Origin of the sequence: Mucilaginibacter sp., from assembly GCF_035492695.1 — a bacterium.
Lineage (GTDB): Bacteria > Bacteroidota > Bacteroidia > Sphingobacteriales > Sphingobacteriaceae > Mucilaginibacter.
Genome location: NZ_DATJJC010000017.1, coordinates 84,554 through 108,270 on the forward strand (window position 1 = coordinate 84,554; position 23,717 = coordinate 108,270).

The following is a 23,717-nucleotide window of genomic DNA, read 5'->3' on the forward strand; positions in this document are numbered from 1 at the left end:
ACGTGCAGCGTCAAACTTATAAAAAATGGATAATTACATCTGGCTTATTCCAATACTACCATTAGCTGGTTTCCTGATCAACGGGCTTGGCCGTAACGTTTTCTCAAAGGCTGTTTTAGGCTTCATCGGCAGCGCAGTTATCCTGGCTTCATTTATTCTTAGTGTCAGTGCATTTATGCAGATAAACAAGGGTGGAAGTATTGAAGTGAATCTATTTAATTGGTTCGACCTGGGTGCGTTCAAGGTTTCCTTTTCCTTTTTGGTAGATCGGTTGAGCGTTCTGATGATGCTTATTATCACAGGCGTAGGCTTTTTGATCCACCTGTATTCAGTAGGATATATGCATCACGATAAAGGTTTCGGGAAGTTTTTCTCTTATCTGAACCTGTTCGTTTTCTTTATGCTTTTGCTGGTAATGGGCTCCAATTACCTGGTAATGTTCATCGGTTGGGAGGGTGTTGGCCTTTGTTCATACCTGCTTATCGGTTTTTGGTACACTAACCCGGCCTATGCCGATGCGGCCAAGAAAGCATTTATCATGAACCGCATCGGTGACCTCGGTTTTATCATCGGGATATTCATATTGATCAACTATTTCGGCAGCGCTGCTTATGCGGATATTTTCCCTAAAGCTACAACTACACAAGGTGTACCATTTACATTGATCACAATATTGTTGTTTGTTGGAGCCGTGGGTAAATCGGCGCAATTGCCTTTGTTCACCTGGCTGCCCGACGCGATGGCCGGCCCCACACCGGTATCAGCCCTGATACATGCTGCTACGATGGTTACCGCCGGTGTATACATGGTGGTTCGTTCAAACATCTTATTTACGATGGCGCCTATCACTATGGAGATCATAGCCATTGTGGGACTCGCGACGGCAACCTTTGCTGCACTGACTGCGGTTTCGCAAACGGATATTAAGAAAGTACTTGCTTATTCTACCGTATCCCAATTGGGTTATATGTTTTTAGGTTTAGGAGTGGGTGCTTACACAGGTGCGTTCTTCCACGTATTGACACACGCATTCTTTAAAGCCTTGTTATTCCTTGGCGCAGGTTCTGTTATTCACGCCATGAGCGATGAACAGGATATGCGCCAGATGGGTGGCCTGAAGGGTAAGTTGAAGATCACTTTCGTGACGATGCTTATTGGCACGATAGCCATTTCGGGTATTCCGCCATTTGCGGGCTTTTTCTCGAAAGATGAGATATTGGGCCAGGTGTACCTGCATAATAAGGGCATGTATGTGATAGGGGTTATTACGGCCATGTTCACTTCGTTCTATATGTTCCGGATGCTGTACCTGACTTTTTATGGTAAGTTCCGTGGAACACCTGAGCAGGAACATCATGTGCACGAATCGCCGCCAACCATGACCATTCCGTTGATCGTTCTGGCGATACTTTCTATCGTTGGTGGTTTTATTGGCATTCCTGAAGTCTTGGGAGGGCATCACTGGCTTGCGCAATGGTTGTCGCCAATTTTTGAAGATTCGGCAAGCAGATTACCTAAACTGGCTTCGACGGAGTCGACAGAGATCACGTTGATGATCGCTTCGGTGGCCGGCGCGGTATTGGCATTGATCTATGCTTACGTGCGTTACGTGAAAAACAATCATGTGCCTGCGGCAGACAACGACGAGCGCCCCGGATTGGTTAGTCTCTCGTATAACAAATTTTATGTAGATGAGATTTACGATTTCCTGATCAGGAAGCCGCTTGACGGCCTGTCGGTTTTCTTTTATAAGGTCATCGACCTGCTGGCAATAGATGGTATTGTGAACGGTTTAGGGAAATTATCAATCAGAACGAGCAAAGGCTTGCGCCTGTTACAGGCGGGGAATGTCGGATTTTATATTTTCATGATGGTTATCGGCATTATTGCCATCCTGGTATACAGTTTAGTCAAGATATAACAATAAGCGTTACAGATAAAAAATGACAGTTAGTATTTTACTTTTTTTACCGGTTGTTGCAGCACTTGTTGTTTTATTCATCAAAGGAGAAGCCGCGAAATATGCAGCTCTAACCTTCGCGGTAGCCGAACTGGTTGTTGCGGGTGTGTTTCTAAGCAAATTTGTACCGGATGCAACCACCCAATTTTCCATAAGCGCACCCTGGATACCTAAAGCCGGTATTTATTTTACAGCAGGTATCGATGGTATCAGCATGATCATGGTGATACTGACAACCTTGCTTGTGCCGCTCATCATTCTTTCCACCTTTAAAAATCAATATAAGAGCGCACATGTGTTTTATGCACTGATATTATTTATGCAGGCCGGCTTACTGACGGTATTTACAGCGCTTGATGGATTTTTATTCTATGTCGGGTGGGAAGTTGCATTGATCCCTATTTACTTCATTTGCGCGATGTGGGGCGGCGAGAACCGAATAAAAGTAAACATCAAGTTTTTCATTTATACTTTTGCTGGCTCGTTGTTTATGTTGCTGGGTATCATCTACCTGCACATGCAGGATCCGGCATCAACTTATGACATCGGGCATTTTTACGATCTCAAGCTGGACGCTCATCACCAGGGCTGGATATTCTGGGCCTTCTTCCTGGCATTCGCTATAAAGATGCCGATATTCCCATTCCACACCTGGCAGCCCGATACTTACACCGAAGCTCCGTCTGCAGGCACCATGATGCTTTCAGGTATTATGCTGAAGATGGGTATTTATGGTGTTATTCGGTGGCTAATTCCTATTGCACCGCTTGGTGTACAAAACTGGGGCTTTATGGCGTTGGTGTTGTCGGTTATCGGTATTGTGTATGCTTCGGTTATTGCATTTAAACAAAAAGACGGCAAACGGCTGGTAGCATATTCGTCCATAGCGCACGTTGGTTTGATAGCTGCTGCGTTGTTCACATTCAGTAAAGGCGAAAGTTCATTCCTGTGGACGACTCAAGCGCTGCAGGGCGCACTGATACAAATGCTTAATCACGGCATTAACGTGGTTGGCCTGTTCTTCGTTTGGGACATCATTAGCCGGAAGTTGAACACCCGCGACCTGGATCAATTAGGTGGTATAGCTAAAGTGGCGCCGAAGTTTGCCATTGCTTTTCTTATTGTCACACTCGGCACGGTGGCCTTGCCACTAACTAATGGTTTTATAGGTGAGTTCCTGTTGCTAAATAGTGTGTTCCAATATAATATATGGATGGCGGCTATTGCAGGCTTAACGATGATATTTGGCGCTGTTTATATGCTGCGCATGTATAAATCCGTGATGCAGGGCGAAACCAATGCGTTAACGGTCGCATTTACTGATATAAGCGGTTCGGAAATAGTGGTGCTTGGCGTGATTTGCGTTTTAATAATTGCGATCGGTGTTTACCCGCAGCCCATTTTGCACGTGTCCGAAGCTGCCGTAAATAATCTAATTAATACAGTACACAATCATTTAGGATCTGTTAAACCCTAAGTTTAGAAATTAAAGAAGGATGAATACCTTAATATTACTATCTGTTCTGCCAATATTGGTGTTGTACCTGGGCTTGTTTAAGGCCAAAAACGCTTTATTGCCGGTTACTATAGTAGGTTTGCTTGGAGCGCTGGCACTTGCGGTAGCCGCATGGACGAAAACTAATAGTGCGTTACCCATATACCATGGTATGATGCGTTTTGATAACTTTTCGGTAGCGTTTTCCTCTATCACCGTAATTTCTACCGCATTTATACTCCTGCTTTCCAAAGAATATTTTGAACGAATAAGCAGTCACGTTGCCGAATATTACGCCATTATCCTTTTCTCGCTGGCCGGCATAATCGTCATGGTATCCTACTACAACCTGACGATGCTTTTTGTGGGGATCGAGATCATGTCGGTAAGCCTTTACATTCTTGCCGGTATCAAAAAGAGTGATTTCGCCTCGAATGAGGCTGCCTTGAAATACTTCCTGATGGGAGCTTTTTCTACCGGCTTCCTGTTGTTCGGTATAGCTTTGATCTACGGGGCTTCAGGTTCGTTCAACCTGGATATGATACATAAATGGGTTCTGGCTCAGCAAAAGATCGATCCAATGTTCTATATCGGTATCATGCTTATCATTGTAGGATTGTGTTTTAAAGTTGGTGCCGCGCCATTCCATTTCTGGACACCTGACGTTTACGAAGGGTCGCCAACACTGATCACGGCCTACATGTCGACGGTTGCTAAAACCGCTGCATTTGCTGCCTTCCTGCGCCTGTTCTCTATTTGTTTTGCGCCGTTGTCAGACTTCTGGATGCCGGTATTGCTAGTGATCACTATCATTACGTTATTCATAGGCAACATTACGGCTCTGTACCAGCAAAGCTTCAAAAGGATGCTGGCGTTCTCCAGTATCTCGCACGCAGGCTACCTGCTATTTGCTATTGTGGCGTTGGGTTCAACTTCGGCTAATTCAGTATTTGTGTATTCGACGGCTTATTCTATAGCCTCAATCATAGCTTTCGGCGCTTTGATACTGGTGCAACAGCAAGCTGGTACAGATAATTTTGAGGCATTTAACGGACTTGGCAAACGAAACCCTTTTTTGGCTTTAGTATTAACAGTCGCTATGCTGTCGCTGGCAGGCATACCGCTAACCGCTGGCTTTATCGGTAAGTTTTTCGTTTTTTCAGGTGCGCTGTCTCAATATCAAACCACCATGGTTATACTTGCGGTGGTGAACGCCATCATAAGCATCTTCTATTATTTCAGGGTTATCATCGCTATGTATTTCCGCAGCAGCGATCGGGAGGAGCTTGCAGTACCCGGTTACTTTACTTTCGTACTTGGCCTTTCAGCCATACTAACGATTGCTATCGGCGTGTATCCCGGCTTTATAGCAAACCTCATTTAATCCGTAAGTATACTGCTAATTAATTCATTTTATATTAGTAGTTTTACGGTGATCGTGAATGGAACAATTCTGGGAACATCTTCAAAATCTGACAGACGCACGCTCCATTATCAGTAAGGGCGGCTTTTTTCTTTTACTTATTGTAGTATTTGCTGAAACGGGATTGTTCTTCGGGTTTTTTTTGCCGGGCGATTACCTGTTGGTACTGGCAGGACTGTTATGCGCAACAGGGGTGCTCGATATGCACATTTCGGTACTGGTACTATCCCTTATAGCAGCAGGCGTTTTGGGTAATTATACCGGTTATTGGTTTGGTTACCGTACGGGGCCTGTTTTATTTAAACGCAACGAATCATTATTCTTTAAAAAGCGTTACGTAACCATGGCCGAGGAGTTTTATGCCAAATATGGTGGTATGGCTTTGGTTTTAGGGAGATTTTTCCCTATAATTAGAACTTTTGCCCCTATCTTTGCGGGTGTTGTTAAGCTGGATGTCAAAAAATTCACGCTTTACAACTTTATTGGCAGCATAATGTGGGTTTGCACATTAACTTTGACGGGTTTTTACCTTGGAAGAAGGTATCCTGAAGAAATTAAATATTATCTCAAATATGTTGTATTAGGATTAATATTGATTACCACGGCGCCGCTTATTTTTGCTTATATACGGCGACAGTTTGTTAAGCCGGAGCCGGGTAAAGATGATACATAACTATCTATAAAAAATTAATAATGAGTACACAACACCCCTGGCACCAGGTATCACCAGGCGACAGTATACCTGATAACGTTCACGCAGTAATCGAAATACCTAAGGGTTCCAAAGCTAAATATGAAATAGATAAGGACTCGGGGTTGTTAAAGCTCGACCGTGTTCTTTTTTCCTCAGTAATGTACCCGGCCAATTATGGTTTTATCCCGCAAACCTATTGCGATGACCATGACCCGCTGGATATATTGGTATTGTGTTCTGTCGATGTGTTCCCGATGTCCATTATCGAAGCGAAGGTAATCGGTGTGATGCACATGGTGGATAACGGTGAACAGGACGATAAGATCATAGCCGTGGCAAAAAATGATATGTCGGTAAACTACATCAACGACCTGAACGAATTGCCACCGCATGCAATGAAAGAAATTGTCCGTTTTTTCCAGGATTATAAAAAACTGGAAGGAAAAAATGTCACCATAGAGCACTTGCTCGGAAAGCGTTATGCGCAAAAAGTGATAATGGAAAGTCTGGACCTATACAAATCTACTTTCCCCTCGTACCAATAATTTGATCAATGAACCCGGCAGATTTAGAAATTAACGGTTACTATATATTTCTTACCCTATTCCTGGTTTTGCTGAACGGTTTTTTTGTTGCTGCTGAATTTGCTATGGTGCGGGTTAGGGGCTCCCAGCTCGAGATCAAGGCAAAATCGGGTAGCCGCACGGCCAAAGTGGCAAAGGGTATTATGGGCAATTTGGATGGTTACCTGGCCGCCACGCAATTAGGGATCACCATTGCGTCGCTTGGCCTGGGTTGGTTTGGGCAGGACGTGGTGACCAAGTTGATGTGGAAACTCTTCTCGGTTTTTGGGTTGAACATCCATTCCATATTAATTATTGACATAAGCCATGTGGTGGCGTTCATATCTATCACCGTTCTTCATATTGTATTTGGAGAACTGGCTCCCAAATCGCTCGCGATACAAAAGTCCGTGAGGACGGTTATGACCGTATCAGTCCCTTTGCGATTCTTCTTTGTTGTTTTCAGGCCGTTCATCTGGCTGTTAAATGGATTCGCCAATTTCATACTGGGGCTGTTTGGCGTAAACACTGCACCCGGGAGCGAGGCACATCATAGTTCGGAAGAGTTACAATACCTGCTCGAACAGGGTATGGAAACCGGGGTTATAGACTCGACAGAACATGAACTTATCCAGAATGTGTTCGATTTTAACGAACGCGTGGTAAAAAATATCATGGTACCCCGTACTAAAATATCAGGAGTTGAGGTGGATACCAACCAGGATGAACTTATAGAGTTGCTGATTGCCGAAGGCTACTCAAGGATACCAGTTTACGAAGATACCATAGATAAAATAGTAGGGATTGTACATGCCAAGGATGTGTTGCCACTGCTTGCCTACAAAAAGGAATTCCAGCTTAAGGATATTATCAGAAAGCCATATTTTATTCCCGAGACCAAAAAGATAAACGACCTGATGGCTGAGATGAAGCTGAAACGGATCCAGATAGCTATTGTGCTGGACGAGTTCGGCGGAACAGCCGGTATGGTGACCCTGGAAGATATAGTAGAAGAATTGGTTGGCGATATACAGGATGAGTATGACGAGGAAAAACCTATCGTTGAAAAAGTAAATGAAACGGAATTCATAGTAAATGCGCTGGCGCCTATTTATGATGTAAATAGCCATTTACCGCATGACTTGCCGGAAGACGGCGACTATGACACGGTTTCGGGATGGCTGGGTGATATTTTTGGAAAGATACCCGATGTTGGAGAGCAGACAGAGGCAAACGGGTATAATATCACCATTCTAAAAAAATCGGACCAGAACATCGAATCGGTAAAACTCGAGTTGTTGCTTAACGAAGAAGATACCGTCGATCTGCATTAAACACGTTCCCGGATGCAACTTTTTTATACACCTGGAATTGATGCTGCATCTTCAACATATTACCTTGATGAAGAGGAAAGCAAGCACTGTGTAAAGGTTTTGCGCTTGCAAGCCGGCGACATAGTGCAACTGATAGATGGAAAGGGAAACTTTTACACCGCAACTATCAACGATGCCCATCCGAAGCGTACGCAACTGCAAATTTTAACGGTAGAAGCTGATCCGAATAAAAGAAATCATTACCTGCATATTGCCGTTGCCCCGACAAAAAATATCGAACGTATTGAATGGTTTTTAGAAAAGGCTACAGAAATAGGTATCGACGAGATTTCGCTGATCATTTGCCAGCGGTCGGAACGAAAAGAAGTGCGCACCGACAGGCTTGATAAGATCATTACCTCGGCTATCAAGCAGTCGCTTAAAGCTTGGCACCCGAAACTCAACGAGCCGGTAGCGCTAAATAAATTTCTTTCAGGTCTGTTTGATGGACAAAGGTTTATAGCACATTGCGAGCCAGGAGACAAAACGGATCTAAGAGATATGATCAAACCCCTCGGCAGATATCTGATATTGGTCGGACCCGAAGGAGATTTCAGCCCGCAGGAAATCGGGGACGCAATAAAAAATGGTTTCAAAGCCATAACTTTAGGAAATAGTCGTTTAAGAACAGAGACAGCAGCCCTGGAGGCTTGTTTTGAAGTGAATTTTTTAAACCGTATATGAGAGTTTGGGTGTGTTTGCTAATAACTGCTTTTATAAGCTTGAGCGGCTTTAATGCGCCCTCCTATAAAATGGCAAGACTTAAATATAACGGGGGCGGTGACTGGTATGGCGACCGCACAGCATTGCCCAACCTTATTAAATTTTGTAACGAGAATCTAAAGACAAATTTCCAGCCTGAAGATGAGGTGGTGGAAGTTGGCAGCGCCCAGCTTTTCAACTACCCTTTTATTTTTATGACCGGGCACGGCAATGTTATCTTTTCAGATCAGGAAGCCCAAAACCTGCGTAAATATTTAATTGGTGGTGGTTTCCTTCATATCTGCGACAATTATGGTCTCGACCAGTTTATCAGGCCGCAAATGAAAAAGGTTTTTCCTGAACTCGATTTTGTAGAATTGCCGCTAAACTATCCTATTTACCACCAGAAATATGATTTTCCCAACGGTTTGCCTAAGGTGCACGAGCATGATGGTAAACGTGCGCAAGGTTTCGGCTTGATCTACAAAGGGCGCCTGGTTTGTTTTTATGACTATGAATGCGACCTGGGTAATGGGTGGGAAGATTATGGGACCTATCCGGGGGACACCCAGGAAATACGAATCAAAGCTTTAAAAATGGGTGCCAACATGGTGCAGTATGCCCTAACCCAATAGTGCAATATCAAACCCTAAATCGTAATTTTATCTTCTATCTCAAAACCGAACTATGCTCAAAATAAAAATAAACGACAGATTCGATCATGATATTGAAAGGAAGAAAGATAAGTTCCTGGTGAACGAAAGAGAAGAAACGCCGGATATAAGACAACTCGACGGAACACTATTTCATATTATTCATAACCTACGATCATATAACACGGAGGTAGTGAGTTTCGATAAGGAGTTGAAAACAGCAGAGATAAAAGTTAATGGTAACATTTATTCGGTAGTGGCAAAAGATCAATATGATCTGCTGCTGGATAAGCTGGGAATGAGTGCACTTAACAGTGCAAAGGTGAGCGAAGTAAAGGCGCCTATGCCGGGGATGGTGTTAAGGGTATTTGTCAGCGAAGGGAGCCAGGTTCAAAAGGGTGAGAACCTGTTTGTACTGGAGGCAATGAAGATGGAAAATATTATAAAATCGCCGGCTGATGTAACCGTTAAGACGTTAAAGATAAAGCCGGGTGATAAGGTTGAAAAAGGACAGGTTTTGATCGTTTTTTAGTTATCTTGACTTAGTTTAAAGAAGAAAGGTGCACTTCATTTTGAAGTGCACCTTTTATGTTAAAAGCAATACCGCTTATTTAGCTTTATATGCTTTTGGTTTCTTTACACTGTAGTGCGGTTTACCAGAAGGTGAAATCTCAGGCGCACCAACCATCGTCATGGCGCAACGGAAACCAACTTCGGCACTCGATTCATCTTCGTCCATGAAGCGGCGGGTGGCCGGGTTAAGCCAGTAAGCCATGTCATTCCATGAACCGCCTTTATATACTTTGGATCTATCGTTAACCAATGTGGTTGTACCATAAAGGGTCATATTAACAGAATCGGCTGCGCCCCTGAAATCAGGATTGTAAGGCTTGCCAGCTAAAGGGTTACCTGCAACAGGATTAGGGTTTGCCGGGTTGCCATTTGCGGCGCCAGGGGCATTGCCGCCATTTGCAGCAGCCTGCTGACGTGCGACCACTTCCTCGTAAGTTGCTTTCTTATTTGACTTAGACGGATCCAGGATAGGTTTGCCATATTTATCTTTGGCAAACAGCCCCTTACTAGGATCGGCCATACGTTTGTCTTTATATTCGTTACCACGGAACGGGTTGAAGTCCTCAAATTCCTCGAAAGAAGTTTGACGATAAGTATCCTGTACCCATTCGTTCACGTTACCGGACATGTTATACAGACCGAAATCGTTCGGAGGAAATGATCTGACCGGTACGGTAATATCACCTTTATCATTGAGATAGCCGCCCACGCCCATATTATCGCCCAGACCGCGCTTAAAGTTTGCCATTATCAGGCCGCGGGTTTTTTGTTTTGCTGAACGCACACCAAGGCCGTTCCATGCGTAAACTTTATTATTGTCAATGTTTTCAAACTCTGTATTACCAATTAGTGATAAAGCTGCATATTCCCATTCAGCCTCCGACGGGAGGCGATATCTTTGTTTCAAAATACCATCTTCGATCCGCGCCGGCCTTAAAATTTTGCCGCCTGCTTTACCATTTGCTCCTGTCGCAGCCTTCGCCGTTGGGCTAATGTCCACGATCATTTTCTTGCCGTCGATACCAGCGCCTTTATATTGACCGTTCAGATATATGTCCGTGTTGAAAGGATCTTTGTTTGCCGGCTTGCCTGCTGCTGCGGTAGCTTTTCCTTTGCCGCCTCCTGCTGCATCTTTCCAGCTTAGCATTATTCCTTTTTCGCGCAATATATTTTCGTTCATCCGGTCGGTACGCCAGGTGCAATATTCCTGGACCTGGTCCCAACTTACCCCAACAACAGGATAATCCTGGAATGCCGGGTGACGCAAATAATTTTCGACGTAAGGGTCGTTGTAAGATAAAGGCCTGCGCCAAACCAAGGTGTCGGGGATAGCATCATAGTAAAGCTTGTGATCATCCGGGAAGGTAATACCTATCCAGTGCATATAATCGAGCCAATCCTGGTTTGATACCTCGGTTTCATCCATATAGAATGAAGGCACTGTTACCCGGCGGCGAACATTATTGTAATCATAGGTCACATCCTGGTCAGCGCTTCCACCCATCACAAAGGTGCCGCCTTCAATAGGAATAAGGCCAGGCCCCGGAGCAGGATGCGATTGCCTGAAACGCTCGTAGCCTCCGTTGTTTTTATCATTGTAGGCTATGCCTGTTTTTTGTGAAACCTCGCGCTTACTGCAACTGGTTAGGATAAATCCAAAGCCCGTTAGTAGTAAAGCTGCTCTCGTAAAAAGCATTTTCATATTTTTACTCGTAATTTGATGTGTAAATCTAAAAAAAATGAATTAATAATTAAACTCAGTTTGTGTATTAAATTCAGAAAAAGGATAAACCTTTATTTGGCTTTAAACGTAAAACCCGCCATTGAGTTACACAAATATTGCTTTTATTAAACTCACATCTGTAAATATTTGACTTTCTTTATATTAAGCCACATGAAAATGTGTTATCTGTGAAAAGCAAATATTTTAAATTTTAACGCTAAATTGCAACAATGAAGTTTTTCAACTCAAGAGCCTGGAGCCTTGTTTTATCTATCGGAATGTTGCTGCCACTGGCAGCATTTTCTCAGTCTGTTGGCCAGGGAGGCACCAATACAAACGGCAGCAGTTCATCACAGATACCTACTGCGGTACCATTCCTTTTAATAACACCTGATTCGCGCTCGGGAGCTATGGGCGAGGCCGGCGTTGCACTGTCCCCGGATGTGAATGCCAATTTCTGGAACCCGTCGAAACTGGCGTTTTTGGACGGTGGGGATGATCTTTCGGCATCATATAGCCCCTGGTTACGCAACCTGGTGCCAGATGTCAGCCTTTCCTATATTGCTTATGCACACAAGCTGGACGACAGGAATACTTTCGGAGCTTCGATGCGGTACTTTAACCTTGGGTCGATAGAATTAACAGATGCCAGTCAGCAATCGCTGGGTACGTATACACCGAACGAGTTTTCGATCGACGGCTCATTTGCCCGTAAATTTGGCAACGAGTTTTCGTTGGGCCTTACTTTACGGTATATCCATTCAAGCCTTGCTAATGGCTCGTTCCTATCGGGACAGCAGGTTAAGGCGGGTAATGCGATAGCCGCAGACGTTTCTTTATTTTACACCAAGCAAATACAGGAGTTTGGTAACAACGCCACGTTCTCTTTCGGCACCAATATTTCTAACATCGGTTCGAAGATCAGCTATACAGACAATGGTACTAAATATTTCCTCCCTACTAATTGGAAATTCGGCATTGCCAATACTATAAACCTGGACGAGTACAACCAATTCACTTTCGCACTTGATTTTAACAAGCTACTGGTGCCTACACCCCCCATCCGTGATAGCGACGGCAATATCATCAAGGGCAAAGACGATAATGTTTCTGTTCCCGCAGGTATTTTCGGGTCATTTACTGATGCCCCGGGTGGTTTTAGCGAGGAGTTGCAGGAATTCACCATTTCGCCGGGTGTTGAGTATTGGTACAATAAGCAATTTGCGCTGCGGGCGGGTTATTTTTATGAAAACCCCAACAAAGGCGGCCTGCACTATTTTACTGTAGGCACAGGGTTTAAATATGATATTTTTGCCTTCGATTTCGCCTACATTGCCGCCAGCCAGCAAAATAGTCCCTTAGCCAATACACTGCGATTCACTTTAATGGCTAACTTTGGGTCCACAAAAAAATAATGAGTAAAATAAGGGTAGGCTTTGGTTTTGACGTACATCAGTTAAAAACAGGGCATCCTTTTGTTTTGGGCGGTGTCAACCTGGAACATCATTCGGGTGCTTTTGGTCATTCCGATGCAGATGTATTGCTGCACGCCATTTGTGATGCACTGTTGGGCGCAGCCAACCTGCGCGATATAGGTTTTCATTTTTCCAATAAAGACGACCGCTGGAAAGGCATAAGCAGCCTTATTCTGTTAGAACAGGTAATAGCACTATTAGCCGAAAAGGGCTGGTCGGTAGGTAATATCGACGCTATGGTTTGTTTGGAAGAACCAAAGATCAATCCCCATGTTCCCGAAATGAAAACAAATATTGCGAGATCGGCCGGTATTGATAAGGACGACATATCGATCAAAGCTACAACTAACGAAAAACTGGGTTTTATAGGGAGACAGGAGGGCGTAGTTGCCTATGCGGTTTGCCTTATTGAGAAGTCCTTACTTTAGGCTAACTGACTGCTTTTTCCTTCATCTTTACATTTCCTGTACGCTTCAATACACCCCAGCCGCTTAGCTCGCCCTTTAATGCTTTACGAATTGATTTGAACAAAATGTAATACATCAGCTGCCGCCAAACGAAACGCTGCGGAATGATGTAGATAAGCTTACCGTATTTTTCCTTTTCCATCCGGAAGGCTATGATAGATACGAAGAAATCGATAAGCACAAACGCCACATAATAGGTTAGTATTTTCCACGGTTTGTCACCAAACAAACCAATGATCATCATCAGGTCGGCCAAAGGTGAAAATAAAGGTAATATGATCTGGAAGATAAGGATATTGGGCATGCCCACCATGCCGAAAAAGCTATACTTTTTATTGAAAAGCGCGTCCCTGTTTTTCCAGAAACTTTGCATAACGCCAAAACTCCAGCGGAAGCGCTGTTTAAGTAATGCATTTAATGATTCAGGGGCTTCGGTATACGCAATAGCCTCAGCACTATTTTTGATGATATAGCCTTGTTTCAATATGCGCATGGTAAGGTCACAATCTTCGGCTAATGTATCCGAGGTGAAAGCGCCTGCCTTGAAAACCGCTGCCTTGCGGAACGCACCAATGGCGCCAGGTACTACGGTAATACTGTTGATAAGGCCAAAAGCGCGACGGTCCATATTTTGAGCCGTTATGTATTCTATCGACTGCCAGATAGTAATGATATTGGTTTCGTTCCCCACTTTAACCGTGCCAGCAACGGCGCCAATCTCCTCATCAGTAAAATAGGTCATCAGGTGCCGGATGGCATCATTTTTCAATTGGGTATCAGCGTCGATGCATACTGCAAAGTCATAACGCGAGTGGGCAATGCCAAAATTCAACGCCGATGCTTTACCGCCGTTAGGCTTGGTGAGCACCCTAACCATCGGGTGATTGCCATAGGAGGCGTTCACCAATTCATAGGTTTTATCTTTCGACCCGTCATCAATAAATATGATCTCGAATTCGGGATAGTCAACCTGCAACAGGCTTTGAATAGTTTTAATGGCCGTAACTTCCTCGTTATAGGCTGGTACAATTATGCTGACAGGAAAGAGTTTTTCATCGGTGTGGATAGTTTTATCCTTTTTATCCTCGTAATACTGGCGCAGGGCTAATATTGCAATGAGCAGGATACGCCCGATTGCAAGAAATATGGCCGAAAGGAAAAGGTAGAGCATAAACCAGTTACCATAAAAGAAGCCCTGGATAAAAATGTCATAAAGCGTACCCATTATACCGGTATTTGCATCATCCCGTATAGGCGGCATTAATTCGGCCCTGTCCGTGTGTAATACGTCGGCTATGGTGGTAAACTTGTATCCGTGGCTTTTAAAATAATGGATAATACGCGGCAGGGCCTTTATCGTTTCTTCGCGCGTGTCGCCGCCGGCATCGTGCAGCAAGATCATCGACCCGGCGTCTTTTTGCTTGATGGCACGTGCAACAATGCTATCGGCCGTTACACCCGGCTGCCAATCCCAGGGGTCAATAGATTCGCCAATGGTGATATAACTTTGCTTGCGGCTCTCCGCCACCGGAAGAACCTCGGCAAGTGTTTGCGGTTCTGCATCAGCATTAAAAGGCGGCCTGAATAATATCGTGCTTCGTCCGGTAACGGATTCGATGAGTTTCCGGGTGGCATTAAGTTCAAGGTTTACACGCTGTAGGCTTATGGTGGATATATCGGGATGAAGATAAGTATGGTTGCCTATTTCGTAACCTTCTTCGTATTCGCGCCGAAGGATCGGCACATATTTTTCGGCCATGGACCCAACTACGAAGAATGCCGCCGGGACTTTCTCCTTTTTCAGTATGTCCAGTATCCTTGGCGTGTAATCCGGGTCGGGACCATCGTCAAATGTCAATACCACTTTGCCAGGTGCGTACCCGTACCGTTTGATCACATATTTCGTAGGCAGCTTAATGTAATGCTGATCGGTGACAAAATAGTTAATCGTGTCAAGGGTCACATTGATGTGTCCTGTATCAGGCGTTGTCACCAGGTCGAGCACTTCGCCGTCGCCGGCATAGTCTATCCTGTTGTTCAGTCCCACTGTTTGCAGCTTCCTGATATCGATACCTGTTTTCCTCAGTGAATCAAGAGACAGGTCCTTTTGGAAAAATGCCCATAGCCTGGGGTCTTCAAAGCCAAGCCTCCATAAAGCTATACCGCCGGTGGCCCAATCGTCGGCCATACGGATGACGTTAAAGTTGGTGGCTGCATCGGTAAAATAGACGGTATGTTCAAGGCTGTCGAGGTCAAAATAGGTATAATGCAAATTTGCGGACGTCGGATCGTAAGTTATATGACTCTGATTTTGCTGCGCATAACTTATCGATTGCTGGTAACTGGTAGATTTGCCTGTGCTGTTTTCGGTCCAGTCGCAACCACCACCCTGAACGGTCAGGATAACTTTTTCGCTGGGTATTTTATCGCAAACCTTATCCAATATTTCTTCCACCCAATGCTGATTTGAGAGGTCGCCCGGGTTGCTATCCTCGGTGTGTTCATCTATCGCCATAATGAACAGGTAATCGTTAAACTGCACTAACCGCTTCAGATCGTACTGCTCATCGTCGGGCCACGCGTTGGTGGTTACCAGGTAGCCCATTGGGTGCAGGGTATGGTAAAATTCTTTTTCAAGTGCGATGAAATTCTTATCGTTCCGGTCTTTTATATCTTCAAATTCAAGGTTGACGCCCTGGAAACGATATTTAGCCAATTGCGTGGCAACGCTTTTGATGAATTTTGCCCGAAGATCTTTGCTTTTAATTATGCGGCCCAGATCCTTGTTGTCAAAAGCGCCATGCAGGTTGTCATAATTGATATAGTTGGTGAGCGATATCAATATGGGTTTTTTGTACTTCCTGTTCAGGTTGGTAAGCCCGGTATCTATTTTAGCTGTAATGGTATCAGCATTGGCGGTTAACGTGAAGCCTTCGCTAACTACCATATCCAATTTTGCGATATGATCGACCAGTGAGGAATAGGCCTGGGGTTCCCACGCACGGTAAAATGCCGCGTTAATACGGTTTTTATTGTTTGGATGCCTAAGCTGGTGCCTGTGCAGGTTTCTGCGCAGGATGCCGATCTTTTCCGTATCGATCTTAAAGGCTCGGTACTTGGTCGATCTTTTTAATTGTTCAAGCTCTTCCTTTGATAATTTTTTTGGCGCGGGGTTAAGATTTGGTAAGGAAGGGTATTGCTTTGACGTAACGGTTATGGCCGATGCCACAACAGCTGCGGCCAGTACGATGATAATTCCACGGCTGATCCATTTAAAACGGGTCCACCTACCCGGTGTATCAGCTTGAAAAACCTGTTTATCGGCCATTAAAATTTACAATAATTTTAGAAATATAACTGGTTTAGGCTACTGTTTTTTAGCCCCGGTCGGTTCAATATTCGAAAAATCCACCCCGCATTTACAGTTTTCGCCACAGCTTTTTTTGGACGACACGCTTTTGTATATCGTGCGGCCCAGGTAAAACACCGCTGCGGCAAAAAGTAACGCTACTACGATCAACTGAAAAATCATGTCACAAATTTACTACATTTTCCTTTCTTATATACGAATATACAAGCGTATTAGTATAAGGTTTTACTTTCGCATGAAGGCAACCGTACCTCCAACCCAATCAAAATCTTTGTTATACCGCACACCTATCATTTTACCCCTGCTTAAACGCGCAAGATTAATGGCAAGCGTGGGCTTATCGTGTCCGTCGGGCCAAAGATACAATAGTCTTATCTCAATTTTAACACCATCATCGGGTGCTTGTAATACAGGTTCATAGTTAACTTTTTCCTGCAAGATCCAGTTTTCAGGGTCTGAAATATTATCGATATCCTCTTTTTTTACATCGATGATAACACCCTGTCCCGCGAAAGAGAACAGCGGTTTTAGTACATATTTATCCAATCCGGCCGGTATGCTGTCCAACTCGTGCAGGAATACCGTTTTTGGTACAAAATCACCCTCCAGGAACGGCATGGTAAACTTGCTTATGCGATAAAACCAGTTGGGGTGTGTTATCCACTCCACATCTAATGGTTTTCGGATATCAACCACTTTGCTGAAGATGTCCGGGTCGCCTTCTATCTCATCAAATATCAGGCGGTTATAAATGCGTTTGATGGGTTTATAGCTGCCACGATTTTCATAGTATAGCTTGCCATTTTGTTCGATAAGCTCTTCCAGCGATACGACAGGTGTGCCGATCAGGTTTTGTGTGATATAAAAATCGACCGATGTTTTTTGCTCGCGGGCGTTAACATCCATCAATACCACTTCTTCGGGATGGTTGGGGCCTACGATGGTTTTTTTGAGCAGATCGATATAGTCCGCCCGCCCCAAATGATTAAAGTAAATTGTCCAGTCGTCCGGTATGTGAAAGGTTTTCCGGTAAGTATCGGCCAAATGCACCTGGAAGCCATAAAGCGAAGGAAATCCCTGAAGTTCTATCAGTTTAGGGACGATGTTACCATGCTCATCTTTACAAACGCCAAAATCCAGCGCGATAAAATGCGGGTGGTCGTTCTCATTTGCCACTTTCCATTTTTCGGGGATGGCACGTTCGGTTAGCTCCTTAAAATTGGGTTTAAGAATAACATTGATGATATCTTCGCCCGCAGCCAATAGCTTATCACGGAAATCATCGGTCAAAAAAACAGGAGTCTCGGCGACGCGAAAGGCAATAGGGTCTTTCAGTCCTTTGTTCAAAGCCTCAAGAAAAGCCTGGTACTTTTCGGTAGTAAAAATTTCGTTAAATGCTTTCCTGGCTGATGAGTCCATATTGTCTTATTTGATTTGTCACTCTGCAAATGACAATTTGCTTACGCCTCCTGTAAACTCATCACCGCCTGGTCCAAAAAGTTAGGAATGATGGTCGCCTGCGTATGCGCTATCTTATCCGGGTCGTCCAGGCGTTCCAGCATTTCTGTGTATTTATCCAGTCCATGCTCGTTTACCACTTCCTTTTTCTTTTCTTCCTTTGAAAGCCAACTCTTCATACCCTGTGCATCTGCTTCGGGGTGAAACTGCGTCGAAATAAAATACTCGTTAAATCGTATAGCCATCATGGCACGCGGCAGATCGACATGCGGGCGTTCTTTTTCAATCGCGAGCAGTTTCATGCCCAATTCGTCAAAACGTTTATTATTGGGATTGATAACCTGCCAGCTACGCGAATCCACTGTATAAAATGGATCGGTCATACCATCAAATACCTGGTAGTTCCGTCCGTCCGCTGTCAGGTGAACAGGCAACACACCGAACGATGGTGAACGACGCAGATTAATATCGCCCAAACCATACTTACGACACATCAGCTGGAAGGAATGGCAAACAAAAAAAGCGTATTTCTTTTGAACAGCGTTTGACAGGTTATGGTCCTCCAGCTTATCTACCAGGTTGAAATATTTCTTTTCCCATTCACTGCCTTCACTGTCGATAGGACTGCCGGGACCGCCGCTAACAATGTAAATATCAAAGTCGTCATACTCCGGCACTTCACATTTTTTACGTACGTCGAATATGCCGTAGCTTAAATTAAGCTGGTGCTTTTCCCTGTATCTTTTTAATATATCCTGAAAGCCGCGCATGCCTTCGTTGGCAATGCCATCGTAAAGGTCCAGTATCGCAACTTTAACTTCGGGTTTGTCTGTGATCATTATATGTTAAATACCTTTTAACGTTTGCGAGGTGATGTAATCCACCACGTCGGCAAAGTTACTATTTTGCTCGTAAACTGCCAGTTGCCTGTCGGCGCCGGTACCATGTTCCAGTATTTTGTGGACATATTGCAAGTCATCGCGGCAGCCGAGCTCATCTACTACATCATCCACAAAATCCAGCAATTCGAGAATCAATGCGCGGGTGTTTACCTCCATTTCCTTCCCAAAATCGATCATCTTCCCATCAATACCATACCGTGCGGCCCGCCATTTATTTTCGTTGATCAAAGCGCGGTTATAGGTCATGAACGACATGTTTTGCAACCTAAGCTTATACAACTTAGCACATAATGCCTGGAATAAGGCCGTAAAGGCCATCGTTTCATCTATCAGCATCGGGCAATCACATATCCGGAATTCGATGGTCTCGAAGAATGGGTGTACCCGGATATCCCACCATATTTTTTTAGCGTTATCGATACAATTGGTTTTTACCAGCAGTTTGATATAACGGTCGTACTCCTCTATGCTGCTGAAATAATCGGGTATGCCTGTACGGGGAAATTTATCAAAAACCTTGGTGCGGAATGATTTAAACCCCGTGTTCCGCCCTTCCCAAAAAGGGGAGTTAGTCGACAACGCATAAACGTGCGGCAAAAAATACCGCACCTGGTTGGCAATGTGCACTGCCAGGTCGCGCGATTGGATACCTACATGCACGTGCAATCCAAAAATAAGGTTGGAGCGGGCAGCTTCCTGCATCTCATCCACGATCTCGAAATACCTCGGATGATCAGTTATCAGTTGGTGCTGCCAGTGCGAGAAAGGGTGCGTTCCCGCTGCCCCAATGCGCAGGCCCAGGTCGCCGGCCAATTGGGCAACCGTGCCGCGCAGTTTGGTTACCTCCTTACGTGCCTCGCCGGTGTTACGGCAAATGTGCGTGCCCACTTCCACTACGGCCTGGTGCATTTCGGCTTTTACCTGGTCCTCGTGTATCTTTTGGGCGCCTTCAACAATTTTTTGCTCATGCGATTTCAGTTCCCGGGTCACCGGGTCTATCACCATGAATTCTTCTTCAACGCCTAAGGTAAATTCGTTCATAATTGATTAAGGTATATTGGTATTTATTAAGTCATGCGGAACTTGCTTCAGCGTCCCATACACTGAGTGATCAGCATGATTATTACTTGTCCCGAGAGATGCCGAAATAAATTCGGCATGACATCGGAACTATTTTTTAGCTGCTGGTTTCTTAGCCGGAGTCTTTTTCGGCGCTGCTTTCTTCACAGTACCTTCTTCCGAAATCGCATGGTCTATCTTGCCGGTCTCCACGTCTTTTTTGCCGGCCTTCTTTTCAATTTTCTTTTCCGACGATAGCAGGTCTTCTTTGGTAGCGCCGGTTCGCACAAATTCGCCCCAGGTCAGGTTGTCCTGTCCGTCCTTTTGTTTTTTGGCGCGCTCGATGGCATAGTCGGCAGCAGTTTCAACCACCCAGTCAAAATTCTCCTGGCCCACGCTGGTTACTTCGGCATCAGGCGCAGGGTTGCAAAAATCAATGGCATAAGGTACGCCGTTGCGGATGGCAAATTCGACTGTATTAAAATCATAACCAAGGTATTTGTTCAGCTTGATGACATAGTTCTTCACCGTCTCCAGCAGTTTCTTTTCTGCAGGGGCTTTGCCGTGCTCGTAGCGCAGGTGGTGCGGGTTGCGCGGTTCGTACTGCATAATGCGTACATGCTTGCCGCCAATGCAATAGCAGCGGAAGTAATCGTCGAAAATTATCTCTTCCTGCAGCATCATCACGTACTGCTTGGTCTGGTTGTATTTATCCCAAAGGTCATCAAGACTATTTATCTGGTAAACCTCTTTCCAGCCGCCGCCGTCGAACGGTTTCATATACGCCGGGAAACCCACATAATTAAATATGCCTTCCCAATCCAGCGGGTAAGCCAGGTTGCGGAAAGATTTATCGGTGGTATCATCAGGCAATTCCTTCGATGGCAGGATAACCGTTTTTGGTACCGGTACACCTATCTTAACGGCAAGGGCATTATTAAAGAACTTTTCATCTGCGCTCCACCAAAAGGGGTTATTGATAACTGCCGTGCCGCAAATGGCGGCGTTTTTGAGCATAGCCCTGTAAAAGGGTACATCCTGCGATATACGGTCAATAATAACCGAGTAGCCCTGCGACTCCGCCTGCATCACCTTATCGATATGCACAAATTCCGCTGATATATCTTTTTCTCCCTTTTGATTGATGCGGTCGACAAACGCATGCGGGAATGAATTTTCCTGTCCGAATAGAATGCCTATTTTTTTCATAGTGGTGGGTTGTTATCGTGGTTCTTGATTCTACTTGATAGTACTTAAATAATGCGGGAACATAGCCCGCCACATGGGCCAGTCATGGTCGCCTATGCCGCGTATATCCAGCCAATGGTTAATATTTTTTTGCCTCAGGATGTTTGAGAGCTGGTCGTTATCCCATCGGCAAATATCATGCTCTGCCGCGCCGAGTATTATGTTCATATTCCATAGGTCGGGCTGATTACTATTGGGCAGGTAGTCGACCGGGTTATTATAAAATACATCGTCGGTATAAACGCCGTCCATAAACTGCTTCACGTCAAATGCCCCGCTCATGCTGAACAGGTGCCCTGCCTTATCAGGATGTTTTAGCGCGAAGTTAGCCGCGTGGTAACCCCCAAAGCTGCATCCGGCTGTAGCTACTTTGCCTACGCCTGTCTCGTGCATGGCCCAGGGCACCAACTCCTCGTACAGCATCTTATCATAAAAAGTATAATTGCGTGCCCGCTCGGCAGGGTGTACGCCTTTGTTGTACCAGGTTAGCCAATCGAAGCTATCGGGGCAATATATTTTTACCAGGCCCTCGTTCACAAACCACTCTGCTGCCTGGATAAGCCCTTCGTCTTTATTTTGAAAATATTTACCCTGCGAGGTAGGGAATAAAATGACAGGATAGCCGCGGTCGCCAAACACCAGCATCTCCACGTCCAACCCCAAATTATGCGAATACCATTTGTGATACTGTTCTGTCAAAGCGTACGGATTTTATGTATGTAAGTTAAATGCTTTGAATTAAAAAGACAACAGTCTGAAGATTTATTAATCTCGTTGTCGAGTTTGGGCTAAAGCCCGTTGGCTATTGGTTATTTGACCGTCGGCTTAAGCCGACGGCAATGCATTAAAAAGGGATTTATCCAAATTTATTGCCGTCCCATTTATGTGGCGGATAATCAAATACTGGAAATGGCTTTAACCGAAATGGAAGACAGATTTGTACGAACGTCGTATCCATAATCACAAAATCCCTACATTTGCCCCCTTGTAAGATTTTTGTGCGATGTATTTGAACTGGAATGTGAGCGAAATGACCGTTACCCAAAGCGAAATAACTATTGAATCCGAGTTCCTGAAAAGGGATGTTACCATAACTTTACTGCTGCCCGGCGGTCGTGAAGCGGGCGAACCCATCAGCCTGCTGCTACTGAACGATGGGCAGGAAACCGTCAGCCTGCAACTAAGCGAAACGCTGGAGAACCTGTATGGAACCGGCACAGTGAAACCAGTTGCTGTAGCCGCCATACATTGCGGCAACGATCGTCTGCAGGAGTATGGCGTTGCGGGTAAACCTGATTATAAACAACGCGGAGCCAAAGCGGCAGCCTACACCAAATTTATCGTTAATGAGCTTTTGCTTGCTATTAAAAAGGAGACAGGTATCGAAGATTTTGAGATTACCGCTTTCGCGGGATTCTCGCTGGGCGGGCTTTCGGCTATGGATATTGCCTGGAATAACGCCGGGTTGTTTAGCAAAGCGGGTGTGTTCTCCGGTTCGTTTTGGTGGCGAAGCAAAGAGCTGGGCAAGGGCTACACCGACGCCGACCGCATTATGCACCAGGCAATCCGCGAAGCGAAAAACAAGCCCGCTTTAAAATTCTGGCTGCAAACCGGCACAAAAGATGAAACTGCCGACCGTAATAAAAACGGTATTATTGATTCGATAGATGATACCATCGACGTGATCAAAGAACTGGAAGCCAAAGGCTATACCCGCCCGGCTGATATCCAATACCTCGAAATTGTCGGGGGTACGCATAGCGTAGCAACCTGGGCCTTTGCCATGCCTAAGTTTTTGGTTTGGGCTTTTGGGCGGTAGGTGTTATCAATCGGGAAGGTTAACATGGTTAACACAATTTGGCCTGTTTTTAATATAAGCGTTTGATTTCCAAATGATTGTATAAAACAGGTGTAAACCATCAATAGTTAAATATTTTAATTGAAAGTATTTGCAAACCACCAGCGCATCTTGCGGGCAGGAGCGAGGTGATCTAAAAGACCAACGTATTGTAACGTCCTTTCAATATCATGCGTCAAACCTGTACAACACAATCTTTAATAAGGGATCATGAAAAAATTTATCAAACCGGTATTGCTGACCTTGTTCGCTGCAATAGCCTCATCATTCACCGCATCTGCCCAAAGCCAGGACGCCTATACTTATAAAATAAGCGATCAGAAATTATATAATACCATAGTACACATGGACAGCGTTTACTTTAACGCCTATAATACCTGCGACATGGCTACGCAGGCGGCGATCTATTCGGACAGCATCGAATTTTACCACGATAAGGGTGGACTGATGACCTCGAAAAAAGACCTGCTGAAGGCACTTAAAGATAATATTTGCGGTAAGGTAACACGGGTACTGGTGCCGGGCAGTATCGAGGTTTACCCCATAGGCAACTGGGGCGCGGTGGAGATCGGTCTGCACCGGTTCATCAATCACGTGGAAAGCGAGACGCCATCAAAGCCCGATAAGTTTATTGTTATCTGGCGATTGAGGGATAATAAGTGGCAGATAACAAAGGTGGTGAGTTTGCATTGAGCAGCATGGTCGTCCGGAATGATAAATT

Annotated in this window: 21 protein-coding genes; 13 read left to right on the forward strand and 8 right to left on the reverse strand. The window is 44.8% G+C overall.

Annotation, left to right across the window (positions count from 1 at the left end):
* Positions 1 to 25 precede the first annotated feature (25 nt).
* From nuoL to VL525_RS11410, 9 genes are all read left to right on the forward strand, one after another.
* Positions 26 to 1,921, forward strand: coding sequence for an NADH-quinone oxidoreductase subunit L (gene nuoL, locus VL525_RS11370; protein WP_325386554.1), 1,896 nt, complete (start codon positions 26 to 28; stop codon positions 1,919 to 1,921).
* A 22-nt stretch (positions 1,922 to 1,943) separates the two neighbouring features.
* The gene (locus VL525_RS11375) at positions 1,944 to 3,437 is read left to right on the forward strand and encodes an NADH-quinone oxidoreductase subunit M (protein WP_325386557.1); all 1,494 of its coding nucleotides are present in this window, start codon (positions 1,944 to 1,946) and stop codon (positions 3,435 to 3,437) included.
* Positions 3,438 to 3,456: 19 nt separating this feature from the next.
* Positions 3,457 to 4,839, forward strand: a complete 1,383-nt coding sequence (locus VL525_RS11380) for an NADH-quinone oxidoreductase subunit N (protein WP_325386559.1) — start codon at positions 3,457 to 3,459, stop codon at positions 4,837 to 4,839.
* A gap of 58 nt (positions 4,840 to 4,897) precedes the next feature.
* Positions 4,898 to 5,551: a DedA family protein gene (locus tag VL525_RS11385; RefSeq protein ID WP_325386561.1), complete on the forward strand. Its 654-nt coding sequence runs from the start codon at positions 4,898 to 4,900 to the stop codon at positions 5,549 to 5,551.
* 20 nt (positions 5,552 to 5,571) lie between these two features.
* Positions 5,572 to 6,117, forward strand: coding sequence for an inorganic diphosphatase (locus VL525_RS11390; protein WP_325386563.1), 546 nt, complete (start codon positions 5,572 to 5,574; stop codon positions 6,115 to 6,117).
* A gap of 8 nt (positions 6,118 to 6,125) precedes the next feature.
* Positions 6,126 to 7,469, forward strand: coding sequence for a hemolysin family protein (locus VL525_RS11395; RefSeq protein ID WP_325386565.1), 1,344 nt, complete (start codon positions 6,126 to 6,128; stop codon positions 7,467 to 7,469).
* Positions 7,470 to 7,481: 12 nt separating this feature from the next.
* Positions 7,482 to 8,192: a 16S rRNA (uracil(1498)-N(3))-methyltransferase gene (locus VL525_RS11400; RefSeq protein WP_325386567.1), complete on the forward strand. Its 711-nt coding sequence runs from the start codon at positions 7,482 to 7,484 to the stop codon at positions 8,190 to 8,192.
* Between the two features lie 68 nt (positions 8,193 to 8,260).
* On the forward strand, positions 8,261 to 8,845 hold the full coding sequence (locus tag VL525_RS11405; protein WP_414684753.1) for a DUF4159 domain-containing protein: 585 nt from the start codon (positions 8,261 to 8,263) through the stop codon (positions 8,843 to 8,845).
* 52 nt (positions 8,846 to 8,897) lie between these two features.
* A complete protein-coding gene (locus tag VL525_RS11410) occupies positions 8,898 to 9,395 on the forward strand; it encodes a biotin/lipoyl-containing protein (protein WP_325386571.1) in 498 nt (165 codons plus the stop codon).
* Between the two features lie 75 nt (positions 9,396 to 9,470).
* Here the strand turns inward: VL525_RS11410 and VL525_RS11415 are convergent, their stop codons facing one another.
* Positions 9,471 to 11,132, reverse strand: coding sequence for an SUMF1/EgtB/PvdO family nonheme iron enzyme (locus VL525_RS11415; RefSeq protein WP_414684754.1), 1,662 nt, complete (start codon positions 11,130 to 11,132; stop codon positions 9,471 to 9,473).
* A 257-nt stretch (positions 11,133 to 11,389) separates the two neighbouring features.
* On the opposite strand from VL525_RS11415, the gene porV reads away from it, so the two are divergent.
* Together porV and ispF are read left to right on the forward strand one after the other, a co-directional pair.
* Complete coding sequence (gene porV, locus VL525_RS11420; RefSeq protein ID WP_325386575.1) at positions 11,390 to 12,574, forward strand: type IX secretion system outer membrane channel protein PorV; 1,185 nt, start codon at positions 11,390 to 11,392, stop codon at positions 12,572 to 12,574.
* Positions 12,574 to 13,062 (forward strand): 2-C-methyl-D-erythritol 2,4-cyclodiphosphate synthase, encoded by a 489-nt coding sequence (ispF, locus tag VL525_RS11425; RefSeq protein WP_325386577.1) that lies wholly within the window; start codon positions 12,574 to 12,576, stop codon positions 13,060 to 13,062. Before porV ends, ispF begins: the two co-directional genes overlap by 1 nt.
* 1 nt (position 13,063) lies before the next feature.
* Here ispF and VL525_RS11430 read toward each other — a convergent pair whose 3' ends face one another.
* The 7 genes from VL525_RS11430 to VL525_RS11460 form a co-directional block, all read right to left on the reverse strand.
* A complete protein-coding gene (locus VL525_RS11430; protein ID WP_325386579.1) occupies positions 13,064 to 16,429 on the reverse strand; it encodes a glycosyltransferase in 3,366 nt (1,121 codons plus the stop codon).
* 39 nt (positions 16,430 to 16,468) lie between these two features.
* On the reverse strand, positions 16,469 to 16,633 hold the full coding sequence (locus VL525_RS11435) for a FeoB-associated Cys-rich membrane protein (protein WP_325386581.1): 165 nt from the start codon (positions 16,631 to 16,633) through the stop codon (positions 16,469 to 16,471).
* A gap of 63 nt (positions 16,634 to 16,696) precedes the next feature.
* Entirely contained in the window at positions 16,697 to 17,890 is a 1,194-nt protein-coding gene (locus VL525_RS11440) for a hypothetical protein (RefSeq protein ID WP_325386583.1), read from the reverse strand.
* 41 nt (positions 17,891 to 17,931) lie between these two features.
* A complete protein-coding gene (locus tag VL525_RS11445) occupies positions 17,932 to 18,768 on the reverse strand; it encodes a type 1 glutamine amidotransferase (RefSeq protein WP_325386586.1) in 837 nt (278 codons plus the stop codon).
* A gap of 6 nt (positions 18,769 to 18,774) precedes the next feature.
* Positions 18,775 to 19,872, reverse strand: coding sequence for a carboxylate-amine ligase (locus tag VL525_RS11450; protein ID WP_325386588.1), 1,098 nt, complete (start codon positions 19,870 to 19,872; stop codon positions 18,775 to 18,777).
* 129 nt (positions 19,873 to 20,001) lie between these two features.
* A complete protein-coding gene (locus VL525_RS11455) occupies positions 20,002 to 21,099 on the reverse strand; it encodes a hypothetical protein (protein WP_325386590.1) in 1,098 nt (365 codons plus the stop codon).
* A gap of 30 nt (positions 21,100 to 21,129) precedes the next feature.
* Positions 21,130 to 21,837 carry an esterase family protein gene (locus VL525_RS11460; protein ID WP_325386592.1) on the reverse strand — a complete coding sequence of 236 codons (708 nt, stop codon included), beginning with the start codon at positions 21,835 to 21,837 and terminating at the stop codon, positions 21,130 to 21,132.
* 304 nt (positions 21,838 to 22,141) lie between these two features.
* Here VL525_RS11460 and VL525_RS11465 point away from each other — a divergent pair, with 304 nt between their 5' ends.
* Entirely contained in the window at positions 22,142 to 22,957 is an 816-nt protein-coding gene (locus VL525_RS11465) for an alpha/beta hydrolase (protein WP_325386594.1), read from the forward strand.
* Positions 22,958 to 23,206: 249 nt separating this feature from the next.
* Positions 23,207 to 23,689: a nuclear transport factor 2 family protein gene (locus VL525_RS11470; protein WP_325386596.1), complete on the forward strand. Its 483-nt coding sequence runs from the start codon at positions 23,207 to 23,209 to the stop codon at positions 23,687 to 23,689.
* Positions 23,690 to 23,717: the final 28 nt, after the last annotated feature.

Excerpts from the sequence above, each read along its gene's own strand:
- nuoL (WP_325386554.1), top strand. The coding sequence starts at position 26 with ATGGATAATTACATCTGGCTTATTCCAATACTACCATTAGCTGGTTTC.
- VL525_RS11375 (WP_325386557.1), top strand. The coding sequence starts at position 1,944 with ATGACAGTTAGTATTTTACTTTTTTTACCGGTTGTTGCAGCACTTGTT.
- VL525_RS11380 (WP_325386559.1), top strand. The coding sequence starts at position 3,457 with ATGAATACCTTAATATTACTATCTGTTCTGCCAATATTGGTGTTGTAC.
- VL525_RS11385 (WP_325386561.1), top strand. The coding sequence starts at position 4,898 with ATGGAACAATTCTGGGAACATCTTCAAAATCTGACAGACGCACGCTCC.
- VL525_RS11390 (WP_325386563.1), top strand. The coding sequence starts at position 5,572 with ATGAGTACACAACACCCCTGGCACCAGGTATCACCAGGCGACAGTATA.
- VL525_RS11395 (WP_325386565.1), top strand. The coding sequence starts at position 6,126 with ATGAACCCGGCAGATTTAGAAATTAACGGTTACTATATATTTCTTACC.
- VL525_RS11400 (WP_325386567.1), top strand. The coding sequence starts at position 7,482 with ATGCAACTTTTTTATACACCTGGAATTGATGCTGCATCTTCAACATAT.
- VL525_RS11405 (WP_414684753.1), top strand. The coding sequence starts at position 8,261 with ATGGCAAGACTTAAATATAACGGGGGCGGTGACTGGTATGGCGACCGC.
- VL525_RS11410 (WP_325386571.1), top strand. The coding sequence starts at position 8,898 with ATGCTCAAAATAAAAATAAACGACAGATTCGATCATGATATTGAAAGG.
- VL525_RS11415 (WP_414684754.1), bottom strand. The coding sequence starts at position 11,132 with ATGCTTTTTACGAGAGCAGCTTTACTACTAACGGGCTTTGGATTTATC.
- porV (WP_325386575.1), top strand. The coding sequence starts at position 11,390 with ATGAAGTTTTTCAACTCAAGAGCCTGGAGCCTTGTTTTATCTATCGGA.
- ispF (WP_325386577.1), top strand. The coding sequence starts at position 12,574 with ATGAGTAAAATAAGGGTAGGCTTTGGTTTTGACGTACATCAGTTAAAA.
- VL525_RS11430 (WP_325386579.1), bottom strand. The coding sequence starts at position 16,429 with ATGGCCGATAAACAGGTTTTTCAAGCTGATACACCGGGTAGGTGGACC.
- VL525_RS11435 (WP_325386581.1), bottom strand. The coding sequence starts at position 16,633 with ATGATTTTTCAGTTGATCGTAGTAGCGTTACTTTTTGCCGCAGCGGTG.
- VL525_RS11440 (WP_325386583.1), bottom strand. The coding sequence starts at position 17,890 with ATGGACTCATCAGCCAGGAAAGCATTTAACGAAATTTTTACTACCGAA.
- VL525_RS11445 (WP_325386586.1), bottom strand. The coding sequence starts at position 18,768 with ATGATCACAGACAAACCCGAAGTTAAAGTTGCGATACTGGACCTTTAC.
- VL525_RS11450 (WP_325386588.1), bottom strand. The coding sequence starts at position 19,872 with ATGAACGAATTTACCTTAGGCGTTGAAGAAGAATTCATGGTGATAGAC.
- VL525_RS11455 (WP_325386590.1), bottom strand. The coding sequence starts at position 21,099 with ATGAAAAAAATAGGCATTCTATTCGGACAGGAAAATTCATTCCCGCAT.
- VL525_RS11465 (WP_325386594.1), top strand. The coding sequence starts at position 22,142 with ATGTATTTGAACTGGAATGTGAGCGAAATGACCGTTACCCAAAGCGAA.
- VL525_RS11470 (WP_325386596.1), top strand. The coding sequence starts at position 23,207 with ATGAAAAAATTTATCAAACCGGTATTGCTGACCTTGTTCGCTGCAATA.